The following is a 22,783-nucleotide window of genomic DNA, read 5'->3' on the forward strand; positions in this document are numbered from 1 at the left end:
AAAACGCCGACATGAAACCGAGATTTAGAACAACAAGCCGCAGCAGGCGCACTCAAAGGACCGCACATGCCACAACCGAACCCCGCCGCCCTCGACTTCCTGCTCTCCCGTCGCTCGCGCCCCGCGAAAACTCTGACCGCTCCCGCGCCCGAGCGCGCCGAACTGGAGGTCATCCTGACCGCCGCCGCACGCACGCCCGATCATGGCAAGCTGGAGCCGTGGCGGTTCATCGTGTTGGAGACCCCTGCGCTCAAACGGCTCGGGGCCTTGGTTGCGGAAATCGGCGCAGTGCGCGGATATGAGCAGGCCGTGATCGACAAGGCGCGTTCGGCCTATGACGACAGTGCGCTCGCCGTGGTCGTTGTTTCCTCCCCTGTGGAAAGCGAGAAGGTGCCGCAGGTCGAGCAGATTTATTCGGCGGGCGCGGTGTGCCTGTCGCTTCTGAACGCGGCGCTGGCCAGCGGTTGGGGCGCAAACTGGCTGTCAGGCTGGGCCAGCCACACACGCAGCTTCTGCGAAGAGGGGCTGGGCCTGTCCGAAAGCGAGAGCATCGCGGGCATCATCCATATCGGCACGGAAACCTGTGCCCCGCCCGAACGTCCGCGCCCCGATCTCGCCGCCAAGACCGAATGGGTCGCAAAGTGATGTTCTCCGATTTTGCCAAGGCGCTCGGCCAGCTGGGCGACCCGCGATTCCGCGCGGTTCTGGGCAAAGGGATCGGCCTGACCTTCGCCCTGTTGATCGCAATCTACATTGCCTTCGTTTGGGTGCTCGGCCTGTTCCTGCCCGACGCGGTGACGATTCCGTGGATCGGGGAAGTGAGCCTGTCGCTCGCGCTCTCCATCGGCTCGTTCCTTGTCATGATCGTGCTGTCGGTTTTCCTGATGGTGCCCGTGGCCTCGGCGTTTACGGGGCTGTTCCTTGAGGATGTGGCCGAAGCGGTCGAGGCGAAGCACTACCCCCACCTGCCCCCCGCTCCCGCCCTGTCACTGGGCGACATGATCCGCGACAGCCTCGGCTTTCTCGGCGTGCTGATCGTGGCGAACCTTCTGGCGCTGGTGCTCTACATCGCGCTCAACATCGCGGCTCCCGTGATCTTCTGGGGGCTCAACGGCTTCCTTCTGGGACGTGAATACTTCCAGATGGCCGCCATGCGCCGCCTTGGTCGCGAAGGTGCGAAGGCCGCGCGCAAACGGCATATGGGGGAGATATGGGTTGCGGGGGCGCTGATGGCAGTGCCGCTCAGTGTCCCGCTTGTGAACCTGCTCATCCCTGTGTTGGGGGCGGCAACCTTCACCCATATGTTCATGCGTCTGGAAGGCGACGCTCGCAGCCTTTGAGTCTTCGAACAGCGAAGAAGACGGGCGCGTGGCGCGGGTCAGCTATCGGCCACCGACGGCAGGCGCGTGGTCCAGTCGAAATCGTGCCACGTGAAAATCCCCGAGAGGATCACAGCCACAACCAAGGCCCAGATCACGGTCGTGACCAGCGTAACGACAATCGCCTTCCGGCGCGGATTGTAATTGGCGGGTGCACCGTCATGGGTGCCCTCAACCTTCTCGCCCATGTCGCCTTGGGTCTTCAGCCCGATGGGCAGCGCGATGAGCATGGTCATGAACCAGATCACGGCGTAGAGGACGATCGCGGATGTAATGGCCATTCAAACCTGCTCCAGTTCGATGAGGCAGCCATTGAAGTCCTTGGGATGCAGGAACAGCACGGGCTTGCCATGGGCGCCGATCTTCGGCTCGCCATCGCCAAGGACGCGCGCGCCATCGGCCTTGAGCTTGTCCCGTGCGGCGATGATGTCCTCAACCTCGTAGCACATATGGTGGATGCCGCCTGCGGGGTTCTTTTCAAGGAAGCCCGCAATGGGAGACCCCTCACCCAGAGGGTAGAGCAATTCGATCTTGGTATTGGGCAGTTCGATGAAGACCACGGTGACGCCGTGATCGGGTTCGTCTTGCGGCGGGTTCACCTTCGCGCCCAACGTGTTGGCATATTGCGCGGATGCGGCCTCAAGATCGGGCACGGCAATGGCGACATGGTTAAGACGGCCAATCATCACTTTTCTCCTCGGCTTGCCCATATGGGATCGCGCGGAAGTATCGCGCGTGCGCGGTGCAGTCACAAGCGCAATCGGGTGCGCGAGGTCGGGCATTCGGTCGCGGTTGCACGCGGCAATTGCGCAATGACCTTAACGGCAGGTGAGGGAAACTGACGGTGGATTAACGGCTCGTTCACCACTTATGGCGTTAGATCGGGACATGACCTGATCAAACCCCAACCTTTTGCGAGTGGTGCTGCCATGCCCGTTTCCCTTGATCTCGATATGATGCCATCCCTCCCCGCCCCCACGCCCGAGCGCCCCTTGCTCGGCCTGACGGTTCTTGTCGTCGAAGACAGCCGCTTTGCCTCCGAGGCGCTGCGTCTTTTGTGCTTGCGATCAGGTGCCCGTATCCGACGTGCGGACAGCCTTGCGGCGGCGCAAAAGCATCTGAGGGTTTACCGTCCGAATGTGACGCTCGTCGATCTCGGCCTGCCTGACGGATCGGGGGCCAGCCTGATCGACGAATTGTCCCGCGCCCAACCGCGCGTCGAGGTGATCCTCGGCATGTCGGGCGATGCAGGTGCGGAGCCAATGGCGCTTGCCGCGGGCGCGGACGGGTTCATCGAGAAACCGATTGCGGGGCTGGCGGCATTTCAGGAGACAATTCTGGCCAAGCTGCCCGAGGATGCGCGGCGTTTCGGCCTGCGAAGCGTGAGCAATGAAACCGTCGCGCCCGACGCGGGTTCCTTGTTGGAGGACTTTTCCTACGCGGCCGACATCCTCACTGCGCATAATGGCGACGACATGCTCGACTATATTGCGCAATTTCTTGCGGGCGTGGCGCGTGACGCGGGAGATGCAGAAGTTGTGGATGCCGCCGAGACTCTTGCCAAACACCGCCAGACGGGCGCGCCCTATCGCTCCGATGTGGCGCGGATCGCGGGTCTGGTGCAGGAACGGCTCACCGAACAGCGGGCCGTATAGAAGCGCAATCCGCACCCACGACGACCGATCTCGCCAATTTGATTGACAGACACGCCTCCCCTGCCTGAGCCTGTTGCGAGCAAAAGAGGGGTTTTGATCATGCGTTTCACCTGTCGTTGTGGCGATTGCATCCTTGTCGCCGAAGGTGCGCCAATCATAGCCGCTGACTGTTGCTGCAAGTCGTGCCGCACGGCGGCTGCCAGAATGGAAGCGCTTGAAGCTGCGCCGCGCGTCACCGATGTGCATGGTGCGACACCCTTCGTAGCGTGCCGAAAGGATCGCGTGCGGCTTCTGGCGGGCGAGGAAAACCTCGCGCAGATGTGGCTAAAGGACGGGGCCAGCACACGGCGAGTGATCGCAACCTGCTGCAACACGCCGATGTTTCTGGAATTTGAAAAGGGGCACTGGCTGTCGCTCTACAAAGACCGCCTTCCTGAAGCCGACCAGCCCCCCGCAGCGCTGCGCACGATGACCAAGGATCTGGATGATCCGAGCGCCCTGCCCGACGACGTTCCCAATGCCAAGAGCCATACCGTGGGCTTTATGTGGCGGCTGCTTACTGCATGGGCACGAATGGGATTTAAGGCACCCAGAAATGACTGGGGACGCCGCCCGCTCCCATCAGAAGCAGCCTGACACCCCCGAGAACAAAAAACGCCGCGCTCGATGCGCGGCGTTTCATTTTGTGACGAGCACCCGTTCGGGCGCTAACCCGCCTCACTCTTGCGGGATAACACGCAGGTTCAATTCGCGCAGTTGTTCGTTCGAGGGCTCCGAAGGTGCGTTCATCATCAGGTCTTCGGCACGTTGGTTCATCGGGAACATGATGACTTCGCGGATGTTGTCCTCGTCCGCAAGCAACATCACAGCGCGGTCGATACCGAGGGCACAGCCACCGTGCGGCGGGGCGCCGTATTGGAAGGCGTTGACCAGAGCGCCGAAACGCTTGCGCACCTCGTCTTCGCCGTAGCCCGCGAGCTCAAAGGCTTTGAACATGATTTCGGGGCGGTGGTTACGGATCGCGCCCGACACCAACTCATAGCCGTTGCAAGCGAGGTCGTATTGGTAGCCAAGCACCTCAAGCGGATCGCCCTCAAGCGCCTCCATCCCACCCTGCGGCATGGAGAAGGGGTTGTGCTCGAAGTCGATCTCGCCCGTTTCCTCGTCTTTTTCGTAGATCGGGAAATCGACGATCCACGCGAACTGGAAGCTGTCGCGCCAGTTTTCGTCCTCGGGGGCTTTGGGCGTTTCTTCCCAGATCACGTTGCGCGCCTTGCCCGCAACACGCTCGAAAGCTTTCGGCTTGCCACCGAGGAAGAAGGCCGCATCGCCAACCTCCAACCCGAGTTGCTGACGGATGGCTTCTGTGCGCTCGGGGCCGATGTTTTTGGCCAGCGGACCTGCGGCTTCCATGCCTTCGCCCTGATCGCGCCAGAAGATGTAGCCCATCCCTGGCAAGCCCTCTTGCTGGGCGAATTTGTTCATACGGTCGCAGAACTTGCGCGAGCCGCCTTTGGGTGCGGGGATCGCGCGGACCTCGTTGCCCTCTTGCTCCAGAAGCTTGGCGAAGATGGCAAAGCCGGAACCACGGAAATGCTCGGAAACGTCCTGCATCTTGATCGGGTTGCGCAGGTCGGGTTTGTCGGTGCCATACCAAAGTGCGGCGTCCTTGTAGCTGATCTGCGGCCAGTTTCGGTTGGCTTTGCGCCCGTTGCCGAAGGTGTCGAACATATCGGCAATGACCGGCTCCATCGTGTCGAAGATGTCCTGCTGCGTGGCAAAGGACATTTCCATGTCGAGCTGGTAGAAGTCAGTGGGCGAACGGTCGGCACGCGGGTCTTCGTCGCGGAAGCACGGTGCGACCTGAAAATACTTGTCGAAGCCCGACACCATGATCAGCTGTTTGAACTGCTGCGGGGCCTGCGGGAGGGCGTAGAATTTACCTGGGTGCAGACGCGAGGGCACGAGGAAGTCACGTGCGCCTTCAGGGCTGGACGCGGTAATGATCGGCGTCTGGAATTCGTTGAACCCCTGCGCCCACATGCGCTGGCGCAGATCGGCCACGACCTTGGAGCGCAGCACCATGTTCTTCTGCATCGCTTCGCGGCGTAGGTCGAGGTAGCGGTATTTGAGGCGTGTTTCCTCGGGGTATTCCTGATCGCCAAAGACGATGAGCGGCAATTCTTCGGCAGCGCCCAGAATTTCGAGATCGCGCACGAAGACCTCGACCTCGCCCGTAGGCAACTTGTCGTTGACCAGTTCGGGGTCGCGGGCTTTTACATTGCCATCGATACGGATGCACCATTCCGAGCGCACCTTTTCCATTTCGGAGAAGACGGGGCTGTCGGGATCACAGAGCACCTGCGTGACACCATAGTGGTCGCGCAGGTCAATGAAGAGAATGCCGCCGTGGTCGCGGATGCGGTGCACCCAACCAGACAGACGGACGGTGTCGCCCACATTGGATTTGTTCAACTCGGCGCAGGTGTGGCTGCGATATACGTGCATAGGAAAGTCCTCGGGCTTGGCGTGGCGCAAGATTTGACGATCCGTAGACCGCGCACGCCAAAAGAAGTCAAGGGCGCGCGGCATGTAAAGGGGCCCACGCCCCTTGCGGTGGCAGATTTTCTACGGCTAAAACTGAACTCACAGGCAAAAACAGGCAATCAGGCGGGCGCACGGTCCACGCCACAGGCAAGGGCAGACATGAAGGTTTCAACGCAGAAGTGGTATGCGCGGGCAGATTACGCGGGCACGGCGATTATCCTCGCTTTTGTCTACATGGTCTATTACGCGTGGCTCCTACGGACCACTTTCGCCAACGACCTGAGCGCAATTTATGCGGCGGGGTTGGCAGTGGCGGCGGGCATACCCGATGCCATGTATGACGCGGGGCCTTACGTGCTGGGGACAGGAACGCCCGAACGTGTCGCCGCGCTGCTAGATGCTGCGGGTATCAAGTCGAACCTGACACCGCCCTATCTCTATCCGCCAATCTGGGCCTACCTGATGGCCCCCGCCACCCGCGTGATGGAGATACAGACCTTTTTCAACATCATGCTCGCGATACAGGCGTTCATGCTCGGCCTTATGCCGTGGATGGGCTATCGGATCGTGCGCCCTAAACGCCTTCCTGCGCCAGCATGGCTGGCCATAGCCTTCGCCCTTCTGATCACTTCAACCCCGACGCTCACCGCGATCATTCAAAACCAGCTGCAGATGACGGTGACATTCGTGACGATCCTGTCGCTCCTCGCCTTTGCCCGCGGTAAGAGCGTGACAGCGGGGATCATTCTTGGCCTTGCCGCCGCGCTGAAGATCTCACCGACCTTTTTCGTGCTGCTCTTCATCATCAAGCGCGACATGCGCGCTACGCTCGCCATGGTGATTTCCAGCCTGTCGCTTCTCGCCCTGTCCATCGCGCTCGGCGGAGTGCAACTGCATCTGACCATGCTTGAACGACTGGGAACGCTCGACGAGGTGGTGTTGATCTCCAAGGTCAACTTCTCGCCCGAAGCCGCCGCCTACGAATTGCGACGCCTCATACTGGACATTCCCGCCGAGGCCTCACGCCTGTTCACCTTCCCTGTTCTCGACGCGCCCGCGTGGGTCTCTGCCATTCCGAAGGTCGGCCTTCTGCTCACCTTGGGCACTCTTATCGTCACCCAGATCCGACGCCCGCAGCCCTTCGGGTTCCAGATCCTGTATCTCGGTCTTGCCGTGGCGCTCTTCGGGCCACTGTCGTGGAGTCACTACTTCATCCTGCCGATGATGTTCTTCCCTGTTCTTTTCGACGACTTTCGGACGCGCACCGCGATGCTCTGGGTGGGGGTCTTCGCCATTATCCACCTCAGCGACGTGTTCTTTATCATCAACAGCGTCAGTACCGAGTACATCTGGTCGCAAATGCCATCGACCGCCTATTTCCTCCTGCTGCTGGGCACTCTCTTGGTGGTCGCGGTAAAACGTGCGCGCGAGGCGTAAAAGAATCCCCCAAAATGCGCGCTTAAACGCAACGATGGCAATCACACAGCGCAATTCTGCCCGTAGCCTGGAATTGAATCCTGTGAGCGTCTTTGCATTGCCCAATACAGACCGACGATGATCCCGAAAGACGCATAGCCATCCAGAGCATAGTGCCAACCCAGATAGACCGAGAGCGCAAAATAGGTGAGAATATAGAGGGCTGCCGAGATCAAGGCGACAGCACGAAGTGCGCGCGCAAGATGCGGCTTAGACGACAAACGACGAGCAACATCATACCCGATGCGAATAACATAAAGGCCAATCACCGTCGCCATACCTACATGCACTGACGGGAACGCGGAAATTCCCGTACCGACCCTTGGATTACCGCTGGTGTAAGCACTCCAGAGAAGGACTTTAATTTCTCGCAACATGTGCGCATCCTCGCGATCCAGTAGAGCAAGTGCACCGGAATGGGCCTCCGCAACCCCTTGGCCAAAAAGATCAGAGAAGATCGGACCGTAAGACAGAAAGAACACTGCGACTACATTGCCAAGCACGACCCACGCAGCCATCCACAACACGATGAACTGCATACGGCGCTTCGAATCTGGATCACAGGCAATCAAAATAGCAGGGAAGAAGGTGGCCAAAACCACCCAAGAGTTGATATAGAAACGTGCGAGCGCGGAGGTGTCGTAGCCCGCCAGCCAAAAGAAGAAATCATGAGGGTCGCGCCCAAAGTGGAGCATTTGATCCAGTCGCGAAAATGCAGCATCCGCCCAAAATGGCGTTACAACGTGCATGCTGTTTTTGACGACAGAAAACATACTCACGAAGAGTGTGCAATATACCACGGCGACGAAGAAAGGCACCAAACGCGCCAACAGACTACGGTTTGAAAGACTGATCGCAACAAAAGCCACGACGCCGAGCGCAATCATCCAATAAGGCGCTATCACAGAGACAATCTGTCCGCCCAAAATGAATGCGTCATCCAACGCTTCTAATAAAAACAAGGGACTTGAACCCGTTGCCAACAAAAACAGGCTCCCTAAAATCAGATAGCTTAATACCCCGACCGTGAGAACATTCTCTGTCGGGTTTAATTGGCGCCAGAATGCGCCAAGAGATGAAATAGCCGAAGCTGGCGTGCGCGCTTCCGAATAGTACACGAGCTACCGTCCCTTTTTGCGTATCGTGGAAACAATCTGTCGCGCGAATACGGCCTAATTCGGGCAGCAACGAGGATATACCGAGGATATACGCGGACAAGGTTTCGCTTCGAAACCAGCCTCCCACGGCATAGGCCACCACCATTTTTGCCGATGACGCCTCAAACAATAGCATGAGCCCTTGCACCCGCGCCCGTCATAGCTATAACCCACGACAATTTGCGCCCACCCGTTCAGGGTGCGCGACAAGCTGCTCGAACATTGTGGGGTCCGCTATGCCAAAGAGAACCGATATCCAGTCGATCATGATCATTGGGGCGGGGCCGATCATTATCGGGCAGGCCTGCGAATTCGACTACTCGGGCGCACAAGCCTGTAAGGCGCTGCGCGAAGAAGGCTATCGTGTCATCCTTGTCAACTCCAACCCCGCGACGATCATGACCGATCCGGGGCTGGCCGATGCAACCTACATCGAGCCGATCACCCCCGAAGCCGTGGCCAAGATCATCGAAAAGGAACGCCCCGACGCGCTCCTGCCGACGATGGGTGGCCAGACAGGACTGAACACCGCGCTTGCTCTTGATGACCAAGGGGTGCTGGAAAAATTCAACGTCGAACTGATCGGGGCGAAGCGCGAGGCCATTGAGATGGCCGAGGACCGCAAACTCTTCCGTGAGGCGATGGACCGTCTTGGCATCGAAAACCCCAAGGCCACCATCGTCGCCGCCCCCAAACGTGCCGATGGCAGCTACGATATCAACGCTGGTCTCAACGAAGCCATGGAAGCGCTCGAAGATATCGGTCTGCCCGCCATTATCCGCCCCGCCTTCACGCTTGGCGGCACGGGCGGTGGCGTGGCCTATAACCGCGACGACTACGAACACTATTGCCGCTCGGGCATGGAAGCCTCTCCGATGGCCCAGATCCTCGTCGACGAGTCGCTTCTCGGCTGGAAAGAATACGAGATGGAAGTGGTGCGCGACACTGCCGACAACGCCATCATCGTCTGCTCTATTGAAAACGTCGATCCGATGGGCGTGCACACCGGCGACTCGGTCACTGTGGCCCCTGCGCTCACGCTCACCGATAAAGAATACCAGTTGATGCGGACCCACTCGATCAACGTGCTGCGCGAGATCGGCGTCGAGACGGGCGGCTCCAACGTGCAATGGGCGGTGAACCCCGCCGATGGCCGTATGGTTGTGATCGAAATGAACCCGCGCGTGTCGCGCTCCTCGGCGCTGGCGTCCAAGGCCACGGGCTTCCCGATTGCGAAAATCGCTGCGAAACTGGCTGTGGGCTATACGCTCGACGAACTGGACAACGACATCACCAAGGTGACGCCCGCTTCCTTCGAGCCGACCATCGACTATGTCGTTACCAAGATCCCGAAATTCGCTTTCGAGAAATTCCCTGGCTCCGAGCCGAACCTGACCACCGCGATGAAATCCGTGGGCGAGGCCATGTCTATCGGCCGCACCATCCACGAGTCGCTCCAGAAGGCACTGGCCTCGATGGAATCGGGCCTTACGGGCTTTAACGAGATCGAGATTGAGGGCGCGCCCGAGAAATCCGCGGTCATCAAAGCTCTCTCGAAAGCCACGCCCGACCGTCTCCGCGTCATTGCGCAGGCCATGCGCCACGGCCTCACCGACGACGAGATTCAAGCGGCCAACAGCTATGACCCGTGGTTCCTCGCCCGCATCCGCGAGATCGTGGAAATGGAAGCCGAAATCCGCAAGAACGGCCTGCCCGTGACCGAAGATGGCCTGCGCCGCGTCAAGATGATGGGCTTTACCGACGCCCGCCTTGCGCAGCTCACAGGCCGCGACGAAGCCAACGTCCGCCGCGCCCGCCGCAACCTCGGCATCAACGCGGTGTTCAAACGCATCGACACCTGTGCCGCAGAGTTCGAGGCACAAACGCCTTATATGTATTCCACCTATGAGGCCCCGATGATGGGCGAAGTGGAATGCGAGGCGCGGCCCTCGGATCGCAAGAAAGTCGTCATTCTGGGCGGTGGCCCGAACCGTATCGGGCAAGGCATTGAGTTCGACTACTGCTGCTGCCACGCCTGTTTCTCGCTCACCGAGCAGGGTTACGAGACCATCATGGTCAACTGTAACCCCGAAACCGTGTCCACCGACTACGACACCTCCGACCGTCTCTATTTCGAGCCGTTGACCTTTGAACACGTCATGGAAATCCTGCGTGTTGAACAGGAAAACGGCACGCTTCACGGTGTCATCGTCCAGTTCGGCGGTCAGACGCCGCTGAAACTCGCCAATGCGCTGGAGGCCGAAGGTATCCCGATCCTTGGCACCTCGCCCGACGCGATTGACCTTGCCGAGGACCGCGAGCGTTTCCAAGACCTCGTCAACCGCCTCGACCTCAAGCAGCCCGAAAACGGCATCGCCTCGACAGACGCCGAGGCCATCGAGATCGCGGCGAAAATCGGCTTCCCGCTGGTCATCCGCCCGTCTTATGTTCTGGGTGGTCGCGCGATGGAAATCGTGCGCGACATGGAAAGCCTCAAACGCTACATCAGCAACGCCGTGGTGGTCTCTGGCGACAGCCCCGTGCTGCTCGACAGCTACCTCGCGGGCGCGACCGAGATCGACGTTGACGCTCTTTGCGATGGCGAGAAGGTCCACGTCGCGGGCATCATGCAGCATATTGAGGAAGCGGGCGTCCACTCGGGCGACAGTGCCTGCTCCCTGCCGCCCTACTCGCTCAAGCCCGAAATCATCGAACAGCTCAAAGAGCAGACTGTCGCGTTGGCGCTGGCGCTCAATGTGGTGGGACTGATGAACGTGCAATTCGCGGTGAAAGACGATGTGATCTACCTCATCGAGGTCAACCCCCGCGCCTCGCGTACCGTGCCCTTTGTGGCCAAGGCGGTGAACAGCCCGATTGCTTCCATCGCCGCACGCCTCATGGCAGGTGAGAAGCTCGACGCCTTCGATCTGGTCGATCCGAGCAAGACGGGCCGCTTTGCGGTGAAAGAGGCGGTTCTGCCCTTTGCCCGATTCCCCGGTGTCGACACGATCCTCGGGCCGGAAATGCGCTCGACAGGTGAGGTCATGGGGCAAGACACAACTTTCGCCCGCGCCTTCCTCAAGGCACAACTGGGCGCCTCGACCGATCTGCCGACCGGCGGCAAGGTCTTTGTCTCGGTCAAGGATTACGACAAGAAGCCGAAAATGGTCGAGGCGGTCAAAACCCTCGTCGAGCTTGGTTTCGAAATCGTCGCAACCCGCGGCACCGCCGCCTATTTCGACGAGCACGGCATTTCCACCACGCTGGTCAACAAGGTCTACGAGGGTCGCCCGAACATTGTCGATCTGATGAAAAACGGCGAGATCGCGCTGGTTCTGAACACGACCGAAGGCTACCAAGCCGTTGAGGATTCAAAAGAAATCCGCAAGGTCGCGCTCTACGACAAGATCCCCTACTTCACCACCGCCGCCGCCTCCCACGCCGCCGCCATGGCGATCAAGAGCCGCGTAGACGGGGAGATGGACGTGATGAGCTTGCAAGAGCTGTAAGCCAGACGACATTGCGAAACCGATTAAACGCCCCGCCATTTGGACGGGGCGTTTTCTTTGCATACGCAGCATTCCCTTGACTTCTCCCGCTCACTCCCCCATTTAGCACCTATCGACACCCCATGCTGCCGCGTGAGCAGCCGCGCGAGATGCCTAAGATTGGCCGCGCCGCAGGTGTCACAAGTCGGGCCATATCGCCCGAAGGTTCCCAAATCACGCAGGGGTCCAGCGGAAAGACGGGACGGGCAGTCGGCCTGTTTCGGTGACCTTTTCTGCGACCAAACCAGCGCCCCATTCGGGGCGCGTTTCGCGTGTGGGATTTCCCACCAGAAAGAGACATATGACCGATTTTACCATGCTCGGCCTCCAGCCGCGCCTGCTCAAGCAATTGCAAGAACAAGGGCTCGATACCCCTACCCCCATTCAGGCCCGCGCCATCCCGGAAGTGATGCAGGGCAAGGACGTGATGGGGCTTGCACAGACGGGCACTGGCAAGACGCTGGCCTTTGGCCTGCCGCTTTTGCACGCCGCCCTTTCGGAAGGCTCCAAGCCCTCACCCAAAACAACCCGCGCACTGATCCTCGCACCGACCCGTGAGTTGGTGAACCAGATCGCCGACGGGCTGTTCCCCTTCATCAAGGGCACACACCTCAAGCTCAACCGCGTCGTTGGCGGCACCTCGATCAACAACCAGATCAAGCGCCTTGACCGCGGCACCGACATTCTCGTCGCCACCCCCGGTCGTCTGATCGACCTGATCGACCGTAAAGCCGTGTCGCTTGGCGAAACGACTTTCCTCGTTCTCGACGAGGCCGACCAGATGCTCGACATGGGCTTCATCCATGCGCTGCGCCAACTGGTGCCGATGCTCGCGAAAGAGCGTCAGACCATGCTGTTCTCGGCCACGATGAACAAACAGATGAACGAGATCGCGCAAAGCTATCTCAACAACCCGATCCGCATCGAGGTCTCCCCTCCGGGCAAAGCCGCCGACAAGGTGGACCAAGAGGTTCACTTCGTGCCTGCGGGCGAGAAACTGGACCTGCTCAAAAAGATGCTTGCGGGACACCGCGGCGATCTGGCGCTCGTCTTTGCACGCACCAAACACGGCGCCGAACGCATGTCGAAACAGCTGCAAAAAGCGGGTTTCGAAGCGGGTTCCATCCACGGCAACAAGTCGCAAAACCAGCGCGAGCGCACGCTCAAGATGGCTCGTGACGGCAAGCTCGAAGTGCTCGTCGCCACCGATGTGGCCGCACGCGGCATCGACATTCCGCTGGTGCGCCACGTCTACAACTACGAATTGCCCAACGTCCCCGAAAACTACGTCCACCGCATCGGCCGAACGGCGCGTGCGGGACGCGAAGGGAAGGCCGTGGCCTTCTGTGCTCCGACCGAATTGGGCGAATTCCGCGACATCGAGAAGGTGATGAAAATCTCCATTCCCATTGCAACCACTGCCTCATGGGCCAATGACGCACCCGCTGCGAAGCCGAAGCCCCAAGGGCGCGGTGGTCGTGGTCGCGGACGCGGCGGAAACGGTGGCGGAGGCAGCAAGTCTTTCGGTGGCAAGCAAGGCGCTCCGAAAAACGGAAGCGGTCGCCCCAATCGCAGTCGCCGTCGCAGCGGCGGTGGTGGCAATCACGCCTCGGCATAAGTCACGATCCACATTTACAGAAAGGCGCGGGGGCTTCCTCCGCGCCTTTTTTCATGCACGCGCGCGCAAGCGCTCCCCTGCCCCCTATTGCGACTTGATCACCGCGCGGGCTTGGGGCAAACCCTGTTCATGGCAAAGCTCTACTTCCAATACTCGACCATGAACGCAGGCAAATCGACCCTGCTGTTGCAAGCCTCGCACAACTACCACGAGCGCGGCATGGACACCTATCTGATGACTGCGCAATTCGACAATCGCGCGGGCGAAGGGCGTATCGGCAGCCGCATAGGTATCGGCGCTGATGCGGATACGTTCGGGGAAGGCGAAGATCTCTTTGCCAAGATCAAGGCGCGTCTCTCTGTTGGCCCAGTGGCCTGCATCTTCATCGACGAGGCACAATTTCTGAGCCACGAACAGGTCTGGCAACTGGCGCGCGCGGTGGATGATCTGAACGTGCCGATCATGGCTTATGGGCTGCGCGTTGATTTTCAGGGGCACCTGTTTCCTGGATCAGCCGCCCTTCTGGCATTGGCCGACGAAATGCGCGAGGTGCGCACGATTTGTCACTGCGGGAAGAAAGCCACGATGGTCGTGCGCACCAATGAGGCGGGCGATGTTCTCACCGAGGGCGCGCAGGTCGAGATCGGCGGGAACGAGCGCTATGTCTCGCTTTGCCGCAAGCACTGGCGCGAAGCAGTTGGTGATGACGCGCCCTAAAGGTGAGCCCGCCTAGTGCAGCCGCCCGCCCTTCGGCACGGCCATGTCAGGCCGCGCGAGGACAACTTCGCCGTTTTCGTCAGGGAAACCGAGCACGAGCACTTCGGACATGAACTTCCCGATCTGGCGCGGCGGGAAGTTGACGACGGCCATAACCTGCGTCCCCACCAGCGTTTCGGGCGTGTAATGCACGGTGATCTGGGCGGAGGATTTCTTCTCGCCGATCTCCTCGCCAAAATCGATCCAGAGCTTGATCGCAGGTTTGCGGGCCTCGGGATAGGGTTCAGCGCGGGTTACGATGCCCACGCGTACGTCTACTTTCAAAAAGTCGTCAAAACTAATTTCGTCACTCATTTCGACAATTCCTCATCCCGTTTCATCGCGGCCTCAACCGCGCGTTCCATCAGTGGCGGGAAGCCGTTTTCGGGGTCCATCAACACCCGCAGCGCCTCAGCCGTGACACCATTGGGCGAGGTCACGTTGATGCGCAATTGTTCGGGCGTTTCCTCGGAATTCTCCGCCAGATGCCCCGCCCCCGCCACGGTCGCCCGCGCCAGCTGCAACGCCAGGTCCCGATCAAGACCCGCCTTTTCACCCGCCGCAGCCATCGTCTCGATCAGGTGAAAAACATAGGCAGGGCCGCATCCCGAAATGGCGGTAAGCGCGCGTAATTGTTCCTCGTCACGGGTGCGTACGACTTGACCCACGGCGCGCAGAAGCGCATCCGCCAGATCAAGCTGCGCCGCGCTCGCGCTGGCATTGCCAACGATCCCCGTGATCCCACGATTGACCGCGGCAGGCGTGTTAGGCATGGCGCGCACGATGGGAGTGTCTGCGCCCAGAATTTCCTCGTAGGTCGCAATGGTGATGCCCGCCGCGACAGACAGGAACACGGTATCGCCGTTTCCGAGCGCTTTGAGAGGCTCGATCGCCTCCTCCATCTTTTGCGGTTTGACCGCGAGAAGCACGACGGCGGGGTTCTCGGGCAGTTCGGCGTTGATCCGCACCCCCGTTGATTGCAGCCACGGCGACGGATGGGGTGTCAGCACGGTCACGGAGGCGGGCGGCAGACCGTCGTCGAGCCAGCCCTTGAGCATGGCCGACCCCATTTTGCCGCATCCCAACAGCACCATTCCGCGTGTCTTGACCTCGTCCATCCTGCGTATCCTTTCAATCTCTTGGCAGGCGATCAAAAAGAAACCCCCTGCGGACAGGGGGTCACTCTAGCGTCTGTTCTGACGAGTGCAACGGGCGGATCAGGCGCGCCCGTAGGCCTCGTTTATCGCCACATCCATGGCCTCTTTGGGTGATTGATCCGACCATGCGACAAGCTGGAAAGCAGGGTAGAAACGCTCGGCATTGCCAACCGCCGATCCGATCAGGCGGTCGATCTGTTCGGGGCTGGCGATCTGCCCACCCGAAAGCGGCAGGCCGTAGCGGTAGACCATCATCTTCTGCTCGTCCCAATAGGAGAACGCACCCGTCCAGCATTGGTCATTGGCGTGATTGAGCAGCTCGTAAATTTCAGCCAGCTTGTTTTGCGGCGGCTCCATCTCGAAGGTGCAGATCAGGCGCAGGGTCTCATCATAATCCGACCACGCCAGCGTGATCGAATAGGTGCGCCATTGTCCGACCACCGCCATGGCGATCTGGTCATCGCCAACGCGGTCGAATTCCCAGTCGTTATGCTCGGCAAGATGCTCGACAAGGTCGATCGGGTGGATTGTCTCGGAAAAAGAACTCTCGATCAGCGACATGCGCGGCCTCATGTGTTTATCGCCCAATGTGGCAGTGCGCTTTGTCCCCCACAGCGCCACAAAGGCTTGGTGCCTGCTCAAGGACAAGAGGTTATTCCCCATGTCCTTACTAGATATGGTGGTCCGAAAGGCGCGGGCCTGTAAAGCAATATTTTCGTGTTATCCCCAGCAAACTGCCTCCATCCACAGTTTGCCCATCTTTTCCACAGGCTCGGGGGACAAACCCGCCTGTGCCATGCCAGCCACCCGAGAACGCAAAAACGGCCCCGAATGGAGCCGTCTTTTCAATCATTCGACCAGCAAATGGCAAACTCGCGCGTCTATTTCTTGGTGCGCGAGTACTTTGCCCTGACTGAGGCTTACTTGCCCTCAAGAGCCTCAAGACGTTTCTTGAGTTCTTCATTCTCTTCGCGCGCCTTGACGGCCATGGCACGCACGGCGTCGAATTCCTCGCGGGTGACGAAATCACGGTCGGCCAGCCAACGGTCCATCATTCCTTTGACCGCAGTTTCAGCCTCGTCCTTGGCACCTTGCGCCACACCCATGGCATTGGTCATGAGTTGCGAGATGTCGTCGAGGATCTTGTTACGGGTCTGCATAGGGCACTCCTTGGGACCGTGAGAGCGGTTCGTCTTGGCTGACCTCTATATGGGGCGCGCGGGCGCAAATCACAAGGTTGAGTTCACAGTGTTAAGCTCACGGTGTTGACTTCACCGCCCCGCTGGCGACAGATGCGGCCATGATGAGCCTTATGCCCGCCGTTCTGGCCTTTCCCGATATCTCGCCCGTGATCTTCTCGATTGATCTGGGACCGATCCACTTTGCGCTGCACTGGTATGCCGTGGCCTATATCCTGGGCTTCGTTATCGCATGGGCGTTGATCCGCGCCGCCATTTCGAGACCCGCGCTTTGGCCCGATGACACCGCGCCGATGACCCGCGCGCAGCTTGAAGACCTCGTGACGTGGTTGATACTCGGCGTGATCGTGGGCGGACGGCTCGGTTATGTGCTGTTCTATCGTCCCGACCACTTCCTCGCCAACCCGATCGAAATTCCGATGGTGTGGTTAGGCGGCATGGCGTTTCACGGCGGTTTCCTCGGCACGGTTGTGGCCGCATGGCTCTGGGCGGGCCGCAACGCGGTCAACCGCCTGACGCTCGCCGACACTTTGGCCTATGCCACACCTGTGGGGCTTCTGCTCGGTCGGATTGCGAATTTCGTGAATGCCGAACTTTGGGGCCGCCCCTCGGACGTGCCTTGGGCCGTGGTCTTCCCTGGAGATGCCGCACAATCCTGCGCCACGGCCACGCAGGCCTGTGCCCGCCACCCCTCGCAACTCTATGAAGCAGGATTGGAAGGGCTTTTGCTCGGCACGCTCCTGATCGCACTTGTCTGGGGTGCGAAGGCGTTCAAGCGACGCGGCATGGTGGCAGGGTTGTTCTTCGCGGGTTACGGGCTGTCGCGGTTCATCGTCGAATTCTACCGTCAGGCCGATGCGCAGTTTATCACCCCCGACAACCCGATGGGCAATGTGGCCCTCGGCCTGTCGATGGGACAACTGTTGTCGCTGCCGATGATCGCTGTCGGGCTGTATTTCGCACTGCGAGCCAAGCGCACATGACGACCCCGCTGGCCGATATCATCACGCGCAGGATTGCGCAGACGGGACCGATCACGCTGGCCGATTACATGGCCGAATGCCTGCTGCATCCGACCCACGGCTATTACACAACCCGCGATCCTTTGGGCGCGCGGGGGGATTTCACCACCGCGCCCGAGGTAAGCCAGATGTTTGGCGAACTCATTGGGCTGGCGCTGGCGGAAGCGTGGCTGGCCCAAGGCGCGCCCTCCCCCGTGACGTTCGCCGAACTGGGACCGGGGCGCGGGACACTCATGGCCGATGCCCTGCGCGCGACTAAAGGCGTGGCTGGGTTCCACGAAGCGATCCGCCTACATCTGGTCGAGGCCTCTCCCACATTGCGCGCGCGCCAACGCGCTGCATTGGAGAGCTATGATGTGACATGGTGCGACAGGATCGAGGAGCTTCCCGACGCCCCCCTCCTTTTGGTGGCCAACGAGTTTTTCGACGCGCTGCCGATCCGCCAGTTCACCCGCGATGCGAAAGGCTGGCGTGAGACACAAGTGGGGCTCAAGGACGGCGCGCTGACACTGGGCCTGAGCCAGCCCGCGCCAATTGCCGCCCTCGACCATCGTCTTTCCGACACCCGCGCGGGCGATATCGTCGAAACCTGCCCCGCGAGCCTGCCGATCATGAGCGATATCTCCCGCCGCATCACAGCGCATGGGGGCACGGCGCTGATCATCGACTATGGCGGATGGCATTCTCTGGGCGACACCTTTCAGGCGCTGGAGGCGCACGAAATGGTCGATCCCCTCGCCCGCCCTGGTGCTGCCGATCTCACTGCGCATGTCGATTTCGAGGCCCTCGCGCAGGTGGCAAAAGGCATGGGCGCGGCCACGGGCTACATGGAGCAACGCGAGATGCTGTGGCACTTCGGCATCGAGCAACGCGCCTCCTCTTTGGCCACGGGTAAGGACGACGCCGAAGCCGCAGTCATCGAGGCTGCATTTCTACGGTTGACCTCGGAGACCGAAATGGGAACCTTGTTCAAAGCACTCGCCATTTCTGCAACGCCGCAAACACTGCCGCTCGGTTTCCGTCCGACCTCATAGAGATACGCCAAGACACCATGACACTCGACGTCCTCCGCTCCCCTCTTCTCGACGGCACGACCCACGGCTTTTTCACGCGAAAAGGCGGGGCCTCTTCAGGTGTCTTTGCGGGGCTGAATTGCGGGGTCGGCTCGTCGGATCAGATTGACATCGTCACCATCAACCGCGCCCGCGCGGCCGCCGAATTGGGCGTTGCGCCCGAGGCGCTCTGCTCGGTCCATCAGGTCCACTCGGCGGATGTCGTCACAGTGACCGAGCCGCAAACGGGAGAGGCGCCGAAGGCTGATGCCTTGGTTACGAACACGCCCGATCTGGCGCTTGTTATCCTGACAGCCGATTGCCAGCCCGTGCTCTTCGCCGACCGCGAGGCGGGCGTGATTGGTGCAGCACATGCGGGCTGGCGCGGCGCGATTGACGGCATATTGGAGAACACCGTCGATGCGATGGTCGCACTTGGCGCAACCTGTTCAAACATCCGTGCCGTGATCGGGCCATGTATCTCGCAACGCGCCTATGAGGTCGGGCCAGAATTTCTCGACGACTTCCTCGGCGCAGACCCCGACAACGTGCGGTTCTTTGGCAATGGCGAAGGGGATCGCTACCTTTTCGATCTTCCGAGCTACGGTCTGCACCGTCTGCGCGAGGCGGGCGTGGGTGAGGCCGAATGGACGCGGCATTGCACCTACTACGATCCCGACCGCTTCTATTCCTACCGCCGTTCAGTGCATCGCAAGGAAGCAGACTACGGGCGGCTTCTGTCCGCGATTCGCCTCTAAACACTCGCGAGGCATGACGGGAAGCCTACAATCCGTTGCGTAACCAGTTCGGCTTGCCGCATTTTTGCCCGAAACAATCCCCGCATTACACAGTATATTGTTTACTGAATCACAAGAAAATTAACCTTAACAATACTTTGTGCCGAATTTACCGCTCTGCATTACGCGTCGCGACTTTCCGTCTCAACGGACAAATTCTGGCCCAAACTCAGGGACATACTCCCCGTATTAAGAAAGGGCCGTCATCGGCCCGACAAGGAAAGAGGTCAAAATGAGCAATCGCAAAGAGCAACCGCGTTGGATGAAATCCGTGATCGCAGAAGCGAAGAAATCGGACATCACCCTGCCGTGGCATCGCCAGCTCCGCGCACAGCGTCGCAGCGCCACCACCTCCCAAGCGCTGCGCACCAGCCACGCCTGAGGGCGCGACCTCTTGGCTCTTAGGGGCCACCGATTCGGGCGAATTCCTCCCGTTCGCCCCCGAATTGGAAACAATGCCTGGGCGGCCACCTTCATTGGCTCCGCCCAGGCGTGTAATCCACCACAGTTTTTGACAGTTGGCCTGTAATCCTGCCAATGTTCACCCATCGCATCGGTGGGGGCCGAATGTGAGTGCAGGAGTGCCCCATGCCGCAGCAGACCCTGAGGCCCGACCCGTTTCGCGACACCACGTCGCTTGATATGCGTGGGGACACACCCCGACCGAAATCCACCCATCCTATCGCCAATGCAACCGCAGCCCCCGCGTGGACTGTGCGCCGCCGACAGACCGCCGCTGCCGAGATCGCGCGACGCAGCTATGAAATCCTGTGGCAGGCTTCCAATGGCGACATCATGGATGCGCGCACAACAGCCCCTGCCCTGCCCGAGTTCGAAGCGGCCTTCAACGCCTTCGCGCGCGGGGCGATTTTCACAACCGACAACGGCCCCGTGGCAATCGAAGACCTCCTGCCTGGCGACCGCGTGGAAACCGTCACGGGCGAGATGCAGACCGTGCTCTGGATCGGCTCGATGGAGCTACGCCGCAATGACAGCCCCGATGGCACGCCAGAACCGCTCGTGCGCCTGACGCCAGATGCGCTCGGCTTCGGGCAGCCTTCACCAGATCTCCTGTTGGGGTCTGGCGCGCGGTATTTGCTGCGATCGGAGGCGTTAAAGTCCTACCTCGGCACGTCCCATGCGCTGGCGTCCGTGACCGCGTTGATCGACGGGGTATCGACCTTTGAAGTGACGCCGCCCAGCCGCGTGCGCACCTATCACATCTGCCTTGAGCGCCACAGCGTCGTTCGGGTGAACGGGGTCGAATGCGAGACCTTCCACCCCGGCCTGACGGCCAACACACGTTTGAGCGGCGGGTTGCGGGACGCCTTCATGGACCTCTTCCCGCACCTCAACGATCTGGGCGGTTTCGGCGCAATGGCACATCCCCGCCTGACACCGACGGATCTTATCCAGTTGGAATTGGTTTAGGCGTCCCCTACGAGGGACTGAGGCGCGAGGGATCAGGCCTGCTTGGCCAGTCGCGCCTCAAGCACGTCGAAGGGCACACCAGGCTCGTCTTTCGCCCCGCGGATCACCAGCGATGTCTTGACGCTGGCCACATTCGGTGTGGACAAAAGCTCGCCCGTCAGAAAGCTCTGAAATGTCGACAGATCAGGCGCGATGCATTTAAGGATAAAATCGACCTCGCCGTTGAGCATGTGGCACTCGCGCACCAAGGGCCAGCCGCGACACTTCTCCTCGAAGCGAGACAGGTCGACCTCGGCCTGACTTTGCAGCCCGACCATCGCAAAGACCTGCACCTCGAAATCAAGGGCGCGGGCGTTGACAACGGCATGGTATCCCTTGATGTAGCCGCTCTCCTCCAGCGTCCGCACACGACGCAGACATGGGGGCGCGGAAATTCCCACCCGTTTGGCCAGTTCGACATTGGTCATCCGACCGTCCGCCTGTAGTTCGGCGAGAATCTTGCGGTCGATATCGTCAAGTTTATGCGTAGGCATAGGGGTCTCCGTGGTGGGCGGCTCGCGTCGGCCACCCGTGGCGAATATGTCAAATTACCGAAACAGGCGCATATAGGATGCAATGCGCAACATTCTTTCGCACTTACGCAAGATCATTTCAAGGACAAAGCGCAACTCGCAACCCGACACGCTCGGCGACGCACCAACCTCGCCGCAAAACTGTGCCAAGACGCGCGCCCCATGCGACATCAATGCACGTGATCGGCGGGTAGGATTTGCGCATGATGATCCCCATGTCTATATCTCCCGCAACCACCCGCGCCAGCGCGCCCCGCAAAAGACGGCCACGGACGCGGCATCAGATACATATTTAGAGAGACGAGAGGCCCATCATGGCTGACACAAAACACACCAAGGTCCTGATCATCGGTTCCGGCCCTGCGGGCTATACGGCGGGGATTTATGCCTCGCGCGCCATGCTGTCGCCGATCCTTGTGCAAGGGATCGAGCCGGGTGGCCAGTTGACCACCACAACGGAGGTCGAGAACTATCCAGGCTTCACCGAAGTGCAAGGCCCCGACCTCATGGTCAAAATGCAAGAGCACGCAACAGCCATGGGCTGCGAGATTATCGGGGATATCATCACCGATCTTGATACCGACGCGCGCCCCTTCGTCGCCAAGGGTGACAGTGGCACGACCTACACTGCCGATGCGGTAATCCTTTGCACGGGTGCGCGGGCGAAGTGGCTTGGCCTTGAGTCCGAAGAAGCCTTCAAAGGATTCGGCGTCTCTGCCTGTGCGACCTGCGACGGGTTCTTCTATCGCGGCATGGAGATCGTCGTGGTTGGCGGCGGCAACACCGCCGTGGAAGAGGCGCTCTTCCTGACCAACTTCGCGTCCAAGGTCACGCTGATCCACCGCCGAGACGAATTGCGTGCGGAGAAAATCCTGATCGATCGCCTGATGAAAAACGAGAAGATCGAACCGCTGTGGAACCACGAGCTGGTCGAGGTCTTCGGCGACGACATGCCCAAGGGCGTCAACGGTGTGCGCGCCAAACACGTCGAGACGGGCGAGATCACAGAAATCCCCGCCAAGGGCGTCTTCATCGCCATCGGCCACGCGCCCGCCAACGAGTTGGTCAAGGACAAGCTCGAACTGCACAACGGCGGCTATGTGAAAGTCAAACCCGGCTCCACCGAGACGACGATCCCTGGTATTTTCGCCGCGGGCGACCTCACCGATCACAAGTATCGTCAGGCCGTCACATCTGCGGGCATGGGCTGCATGGCAGCGCTGGATGCCGAACGCTGGTTGGCCGAGCAAGAATAGGCTGCGCGCCCCCACTTCAACGCGCAACAATTACAGGAAAGGGCGGGCATTGGTCCCGCCCTTTCACCATTGGGCGCACCTTTGTTCCTCAATCGGCACGCAAAGTTAGAAAAACCGCCCCAATCGTTTTTTCTGCAAGTGCGATATATTGATTTCGATCC

General features: G+C 60.3%; 23 protein-coding genes. 14 read left to right on the forward strand and 9 right to left on the reverse strand.

The window, feature by feature from the left end:
• Positions 1–66 precede the first annotated feature (66 nt).
• Positions 67–645 (forward strand): nitroreductase, encoded by a 579-nt coding sequence (locus ACN0SC_RS09175; protein ID WP_417249372.1) that lies wholly within the window; start codon positions 67–69, stop codon positions 643–645.
• Entirely contained in the window at positions 645–1,340 is a 696-nt protein-coding gene (locus ACN0SC_RS09180; RefSeq protein WP_417249527.1) for an EI24 domain-containing protein, read from the forward strand. Before ACN0SC_RS09175 ends, ACN0SC_RS09180 begins: the two co-directional genes overlap by 1 nt.
• 38 nt (positions 1,341–1,378) lie before the next feature.
• On the opposite strand, the gene ACN0SC_RS09185 is transcribed toward ACN0SC_RS09180, so the two are convergent.
• Positions 1,379–1,660 (reverse strand): DUF1467 family protein, encoded by a 282-nt coding sequence (locus ACN0SC_RS09185; RefSeq protein ID WP_417249373.1) that lies wholly within the window; start codon positions 1,658–1,660, stop codon positions 1,379–1,381.
• Complete coding sequence (gene mce / locus ACN0SC_RS09190) at positions 1,661–2,065, reverse strand: methylmalonyl-CoA epimerase (protein ID WP_417249374.1); 405 nt, start codon at positions 2,063–2,065, stop codon at positions 1,661–1,663.
• A gap of 243 nt (positions 2,066–2,308) precedes the next feature.
• Here mce and ACN0SC_RS09195 point away from each other — a divergent pair, with 243 nt between their 5' ends.
• Entirely contained in the window at positions 2,309–3,034 is a 726-nt protein-coding gene (locus tag ACN0SC_RS09195; protein WP_417249375.1) for a response regulator, read from the forward strand.
• 99 nt (positions 3,035–3,133) lie between these two features.
• Positions 3,134–3,670 carry a GFA family protein gene (locus tag ACN0SC_RS09200; protein ID WP_417249376.1) on the forward strand — a complete coding sequence of 179 codons (537 nt, stop codon included), beginning with the start codon at positions 3,134–3,136 and terminating at the stop codon, positions 3,668–3,670.
• 81 nt (positions 3,671–3,751) lie between these two features.
• Here ACN0SC_RS09200 and aspS read toward each other — a convergent pair whose 3' ends face one another.
• Positions 3,752–5,542 carry an aspartate--tRNA ligase gene (gene aspS / locus ACN0SC_RS09205; RefSeq protein ID WP_417249377.1) on the reverse strand — a complete coding sequence of 597 codons (1,791 nt, stop codon included), beginning with the start codon at positions 5,540–5,542 and terminating at the stop codon, positions 3,752–3,754.
• 198 nt (positions 5,543–5,740) lie between these two features.
• Here aspS and ACN0SC_RS09210 point away from each other — a divergent pair, with 198 nt between their 5' ends.
• A complete protein-coding gene (locus tag ACN0SC_RS09210; protein WP_417249378.1) occupies positions 5,741–7,018 on the forward strand; it encodes a glycosyltransferase family 87 protein in 1,278 nt (425 codons plus the stop codon).
• 41 nt (positions 7,019–7,059) lie between these two features.
• Here the strand turns inward: ACN0SC_RS09210 and ACN0SC_RS09215 are convergent, their stop codons facing one another.
• A complete protein-coding gene (locus ACN0SC_RS09215) occupies positions 7,060–8,175 on the reverse strand; it encodes a phosphatase PAP2 family protein (RefSeq protein WP_417249379.1) in 1,116 nt (371 codons plus the stop codon).
• A gap of 275 nt (positions 8,176–8,450) precedes the next feature.
• Here ACN0SC_RS09215 and carB point away from each other — a divergent pair, with 275 nt between their 5' ends.
• From carB to ACN0SC_RS09230, 3 genes are all read left to right on the forward strand, one after another.
• The gene (gene carB / locus ACN0SC_RS09220; protein WP_417249380.1) at positions 8,451–11,723 is read left to right on the forward strand and encodes a carbamoyl-phosphate synthase large subunit; all 3,273 of its coding nucleotides are present in this window, start codon (positions 8,451–8,453) and stop codon (positions 11,721–11,723) included.
• A gap of 340 nt (positions 11,724–12,063) precedes the next feature.
• Positions 12,064–13,380: a DEAD/DEAH box helicase gene (locus tag ACN0SC_RS09225; RefSeq protein WP_417249381.1), complete on the forward strand. Its 1,317-nt coding sequence runs from the start codon at positions 12,064–12,066 to the stop codon at positions 13,378–13,380.
• Between the two features lie 129 nt (positions 13,381–13,509).
• Complete coding sequence (locus ACN0SC_RS09230) at positions 13,510–14,097, forward strand: thymidine kinase (protein WP_417249382.1); 588 nt, start codon at positions 13,510–13,512, stop codon at positions 14,095–14,097.
• 12 nt (positions 14,098–14,109) lie between these two features.
• Here the strand turns inward: ACN0SC_RS09230 and ACN0SC_RS09235 are convergent, their stop codons facing one another.
• From ACN0SC_RS09235 to ACN0SC_RS09250, 4 genes are all read right to left on the reverse strand, one after another.
• The gene (locus ACN0SC_RS09235) at positions 14,110–14,451 is read right to left on the reverse strand and encodes a tRNA-binding protein (protein WP_417249383.1); all 342 of its coding nucleotides are present in this window, start codon (positions 14,449–14,451) and stop codon (positions 14,110–14,112) included.
• Entirely contained in the window at positions 14,448–15,254 is an 807-nt protein-coding gene (proC, locus tag ACN0SC_RS09240) for a pyrroline-5-carboxylate reductase (protein WP_417249384.1), read from the reverse strand. The genes ACN0SC_RS09235 and proC overlap by 4 nt, the downstream gene beginning before the upstream one ends.
• Before the next feature lie 99 nt (positions 15,255–15,353).
• Positions 15,354–15,854, reverse strand: a complete 501-nt coding sequence (locus tag ACN0SC_RS09245; RefSeq protein WP_417249385.1) for a YbjN domain-containing protein — start codon at positions 15,852–15,854, stop codon at positions 15,354–15,356.
• Positions 15,855–16,213: 359 nt separating this feature from the next.
• Complete coding sequence (locus ACN0SC_RS09250; protein WP_417249386.1) at positions 16,214–16,453, reverse strand: accessory factor UbiK family protein; 240 nt, start codon at positions 16,451–16,453, stop codon at positions 16,214–16,216.
• Positions 16,454–16,605: 152 nt separating this feature from the next.
• Here ACN0SC_RS09250 and lgt point away from each other — a divergent pair, with 152 nt between their 5' ends.
• From lgt to ACN0SC_RS09275, 5 genes are all read left to right on the forward strand, one after another.
• Positions 16,606–17,475 carry a prolipoprotein diacylglyceryl transferase gene (gene lgt, locus ACN0SC_RS09255; protein WP_417249528.1) on the forward strand — a complete coding sequence of 290 codons (870 nt, stop codon included), beginning with the start codon at positions 16,606–16,608 and terminating at the stop codon, positions 17,473–17,475.
• The gene (locus ACN0SC_RS09260) at positions 17,472–18,548 is read left to right on the forward strand and encodes a class I SAM-dependent methyltransferase (RefSeq protein WP_417249387.1); all 1,077 of its coding nucleotides are present in this window, start codon (positions 17,472–17,474) and stop codon (positions 18,546–18,548) included. The genes lgt and ACN0SC_RS09260 overlap by 4 nt, the downstream gene beginning before the upstream one ends.
• Positions 18,549–18,565: 17 nt before the next feature.
• A complete protein-coding gene (gene pgeF / locus ACN0SC_RS09265; RefSeq protein ID WP_417249388.1) occupies positions 18,566–19,324 on the forward strand; it encodes a peptidoglycan editing factor PgeF in 759 nt (252 codons plus the stop codon).
• Between the two features lie 271 nt (positions 19,325–19,595).
• A complete protein-coding gene (locus ACN0SC_RS09270; protein ID WP_417249389.1) occupies positions 19,596–19,745 on the forward strand; it encodes a hypothetical protein in 150 nt (49 codons plus the stop codon).
• A 206-nt stretch (positions 19,746–19,951) separates the two neighbouring features.
• Complete coding sequence (locus tag ACN0SC_RS09275; protein ID WP_417249390.1) at positions 19,952–20,794, forward strand: Hint domain-containing protein; 843 nt, start codon at positions 19,952–19,954, stop codon at positions 20,792–20,794.
• 32 nt (positions 20,795–20,826) lie between these two features.
• Here the strand turns inward: ACN0SC_RS09275 and ACN0SC_RS09280 are convergent, their stop codons facing one another.
• Positions 20,827–21,327, reverse strand: a complete 501-nt coding sequence (locus tag ACN0SC_RS09280) for an Lrp/AsnC family transcriptional regulator (RefSeq protein ID WP_417249391.1) — start codon at positions 21,325–21,327, stop codon at positions 20,827–20,829.
• Between the two features lie 353 nt (positions 21,328–21,680).
• Between ACN0SC_RS09280 and trxB the strand changes: the two genes are divergently transcribed.
• On the forward strand, positions 21,681–22,622 hold the full coding sequence (gene trxB / locus ACN0SC_RS09285; protein WP_417249392.1) for a thioredoxin-disulfide reductase: 942 nt from the start codon (positions 21,681–21,683) through the stop codon (positions 22,620–22,622).
• The last annotated feature ends 161 nt before the right edge of the window (positions 22,623–22,783 follow it).

This window comes from Celeribacter sp. (assembly GCF_048261515.1).
In the GTDB taxonomy this organism is placed as follows: domain Bacteria; phylum Pseudomonadota; class Alphaproteobacteria; order Rhodobacterales; family Rhodobacteraceae; genus Celeribacter.

Excerpts from the sequence above, each read along its gene's own strand:
- ACN0SC_RS09175 (WP_417249372.1), top strand. The coding sequence starts at position 67 with ATGCCACAACCGAACCCCGCCGCCCTCGACTTCCTGCTCTCCCGTCGC.
- ACN0SC_RS09180 (WP_417249527.1), top strand. The coding sequence starts at position 645 with ATGTTCTCCGATTTTGCCAAGGCGCTCGGCCAGCTGGGCGACCCGCGA.
- ACN0SC_RS09185 (WP_417249373.1), bottom strand. The coding sequence starts at position 1,660 with ATGGCCATTACATCCGCGATCGTCCTCTACGCCGTGATCTGGTTCATG.
- mce (WP_417249374.1), bottom strand. The coding sequence starts at position 2,065 with ATGATTGGCCGTCTTAACCATGTCGCCATTGCCGTGCCCGATCTTGAG.
- ACN0SC_RS09195 (WP_417249375.1), top strand. The coding sequence starts at position 2,309 with ATGCCCGTTTCCCTTGATCTCGATATGATGCCATCCCTCCCCGCCCCC.
- ACN0SC_RS09200 (WP_417249376.1), top strand. The coding sequence starts at position 3,134 with ATGCGTTTCACCTGTCGTTGTGGCGATTGCATCCTTGTCGCCGAAGGT.
- aspS (WP_417249377.1), bottom strand. The coding sequence starts at position 5,542 with ATGCACGTATATCGCAGCCACACCTGCGCCGAGTTGAACAAATCCAAT.
- ACN0SC_RS09210 (WP_417249378.1), top strand. The coding sequence starts at position 5,741 with ATGAAGGTTTCAACGCAGAAGTGGTATGCGCGGGCAGATTACGCGGGC.
- carB (WP_417249380.1), top strand. The coding sequence starts at position 8,451 with ATGCCAAAGAGAACCGATATCCAGTCGATCATGATCATTGGGGCGGGG.
- ACN0SC_RS09225 (WP_417249381.1), top strand. The coding sequence starts at position 12,064 with ATGACCGATTTTACCATGCTCGGCCTCCAGCCGCGCCTGCTCAAGCAA.
- ACN0SC_RS09230 (WP_417249382.1), top strand. The coding sequence starts at position 13,510 with ATGGCAAAGCTCTACTTCCAATACTCGACCATGAACGCAGGCAAATCG.
- ACN0SC_RS09235 (WP_417249383.1), bottom strand. The coding sequence starts at position 14,451 with ATGAGTGACGAAATTAGTTTTGACGACTTTTTGAAAGTAGACGTACGC.
- proC (WP_417249384.1), bottom strand. The coding sequence starts at position 15,254 with ATGGACGAGGTCAAGACACGCGGAATGGTGCTGTTGGGATGCGGCAAA.
- ACN0SC_RS09245 (WP_417249385.1), bottom strand. The coding sequence starts at position 15,854 with ATGTCGCTGATCGAGAGTTCTTTTTCCGAGACAATCCACCCGATCGAC.
- ACN0SC_RS09250 (WP_417249386.1), bottom strand. The coding sequence starts at position 16,453 with ATGCAGACCCGTAACAAGATCCTCGACGACATCTCGCAACTCATGACC.
- lgt (WP_417249528.1), top strand. The coding sequence starts at position 16,606 with ATGCCCGCCGTTCTGGCCTTTCCCGATATCTCGCCCGTGATCTTCTCG.
- ACN0SC_RS09260 (WP_417249387.1), top strand. The coding sequence starts at position 17,472 with ATGACGACCCCGCTGGCCGATATCATCACGCGCAGGATTGCGCAGACG.
- pgeF (WP_417249388.1), top strand. The coding sequence starts at position 18,566 with ATGACACTCGACGTCCTCCGCTCCCCTCTTCTCGACGGCACGACCCAC.
- ACN0SC_RS09270 (WP_417249389.1), top strand. The coding sequence starts at position 19,596 with ATGAGCAATCGCAAAGAGCAACCGCGTTGGATGAAATCCGTGATCGCA.
- ACN0SC_RS09275 (WP_417249390.1), top strand. The coding sequence starts at position 19,952 with ATGCCGCAGCAGACCCTGAGGCCCGACCCGTTTCGCGACACCACGTCG.
- ACN0SC_RS09280 (WP_417249391.1), bottom strand. The coding sequence starts at position 21,327 with ATGCCTACGCATAAACTTGACGATATCGACCGCAAGATTCTCGCCGAA.
- trxB (WP_417249392.1), top strand. The coding sequence starts at position 21,681 with ATGGCTGACACAAAACACACCAAGGTCCTGATCATCGGTTCCGGCCCT.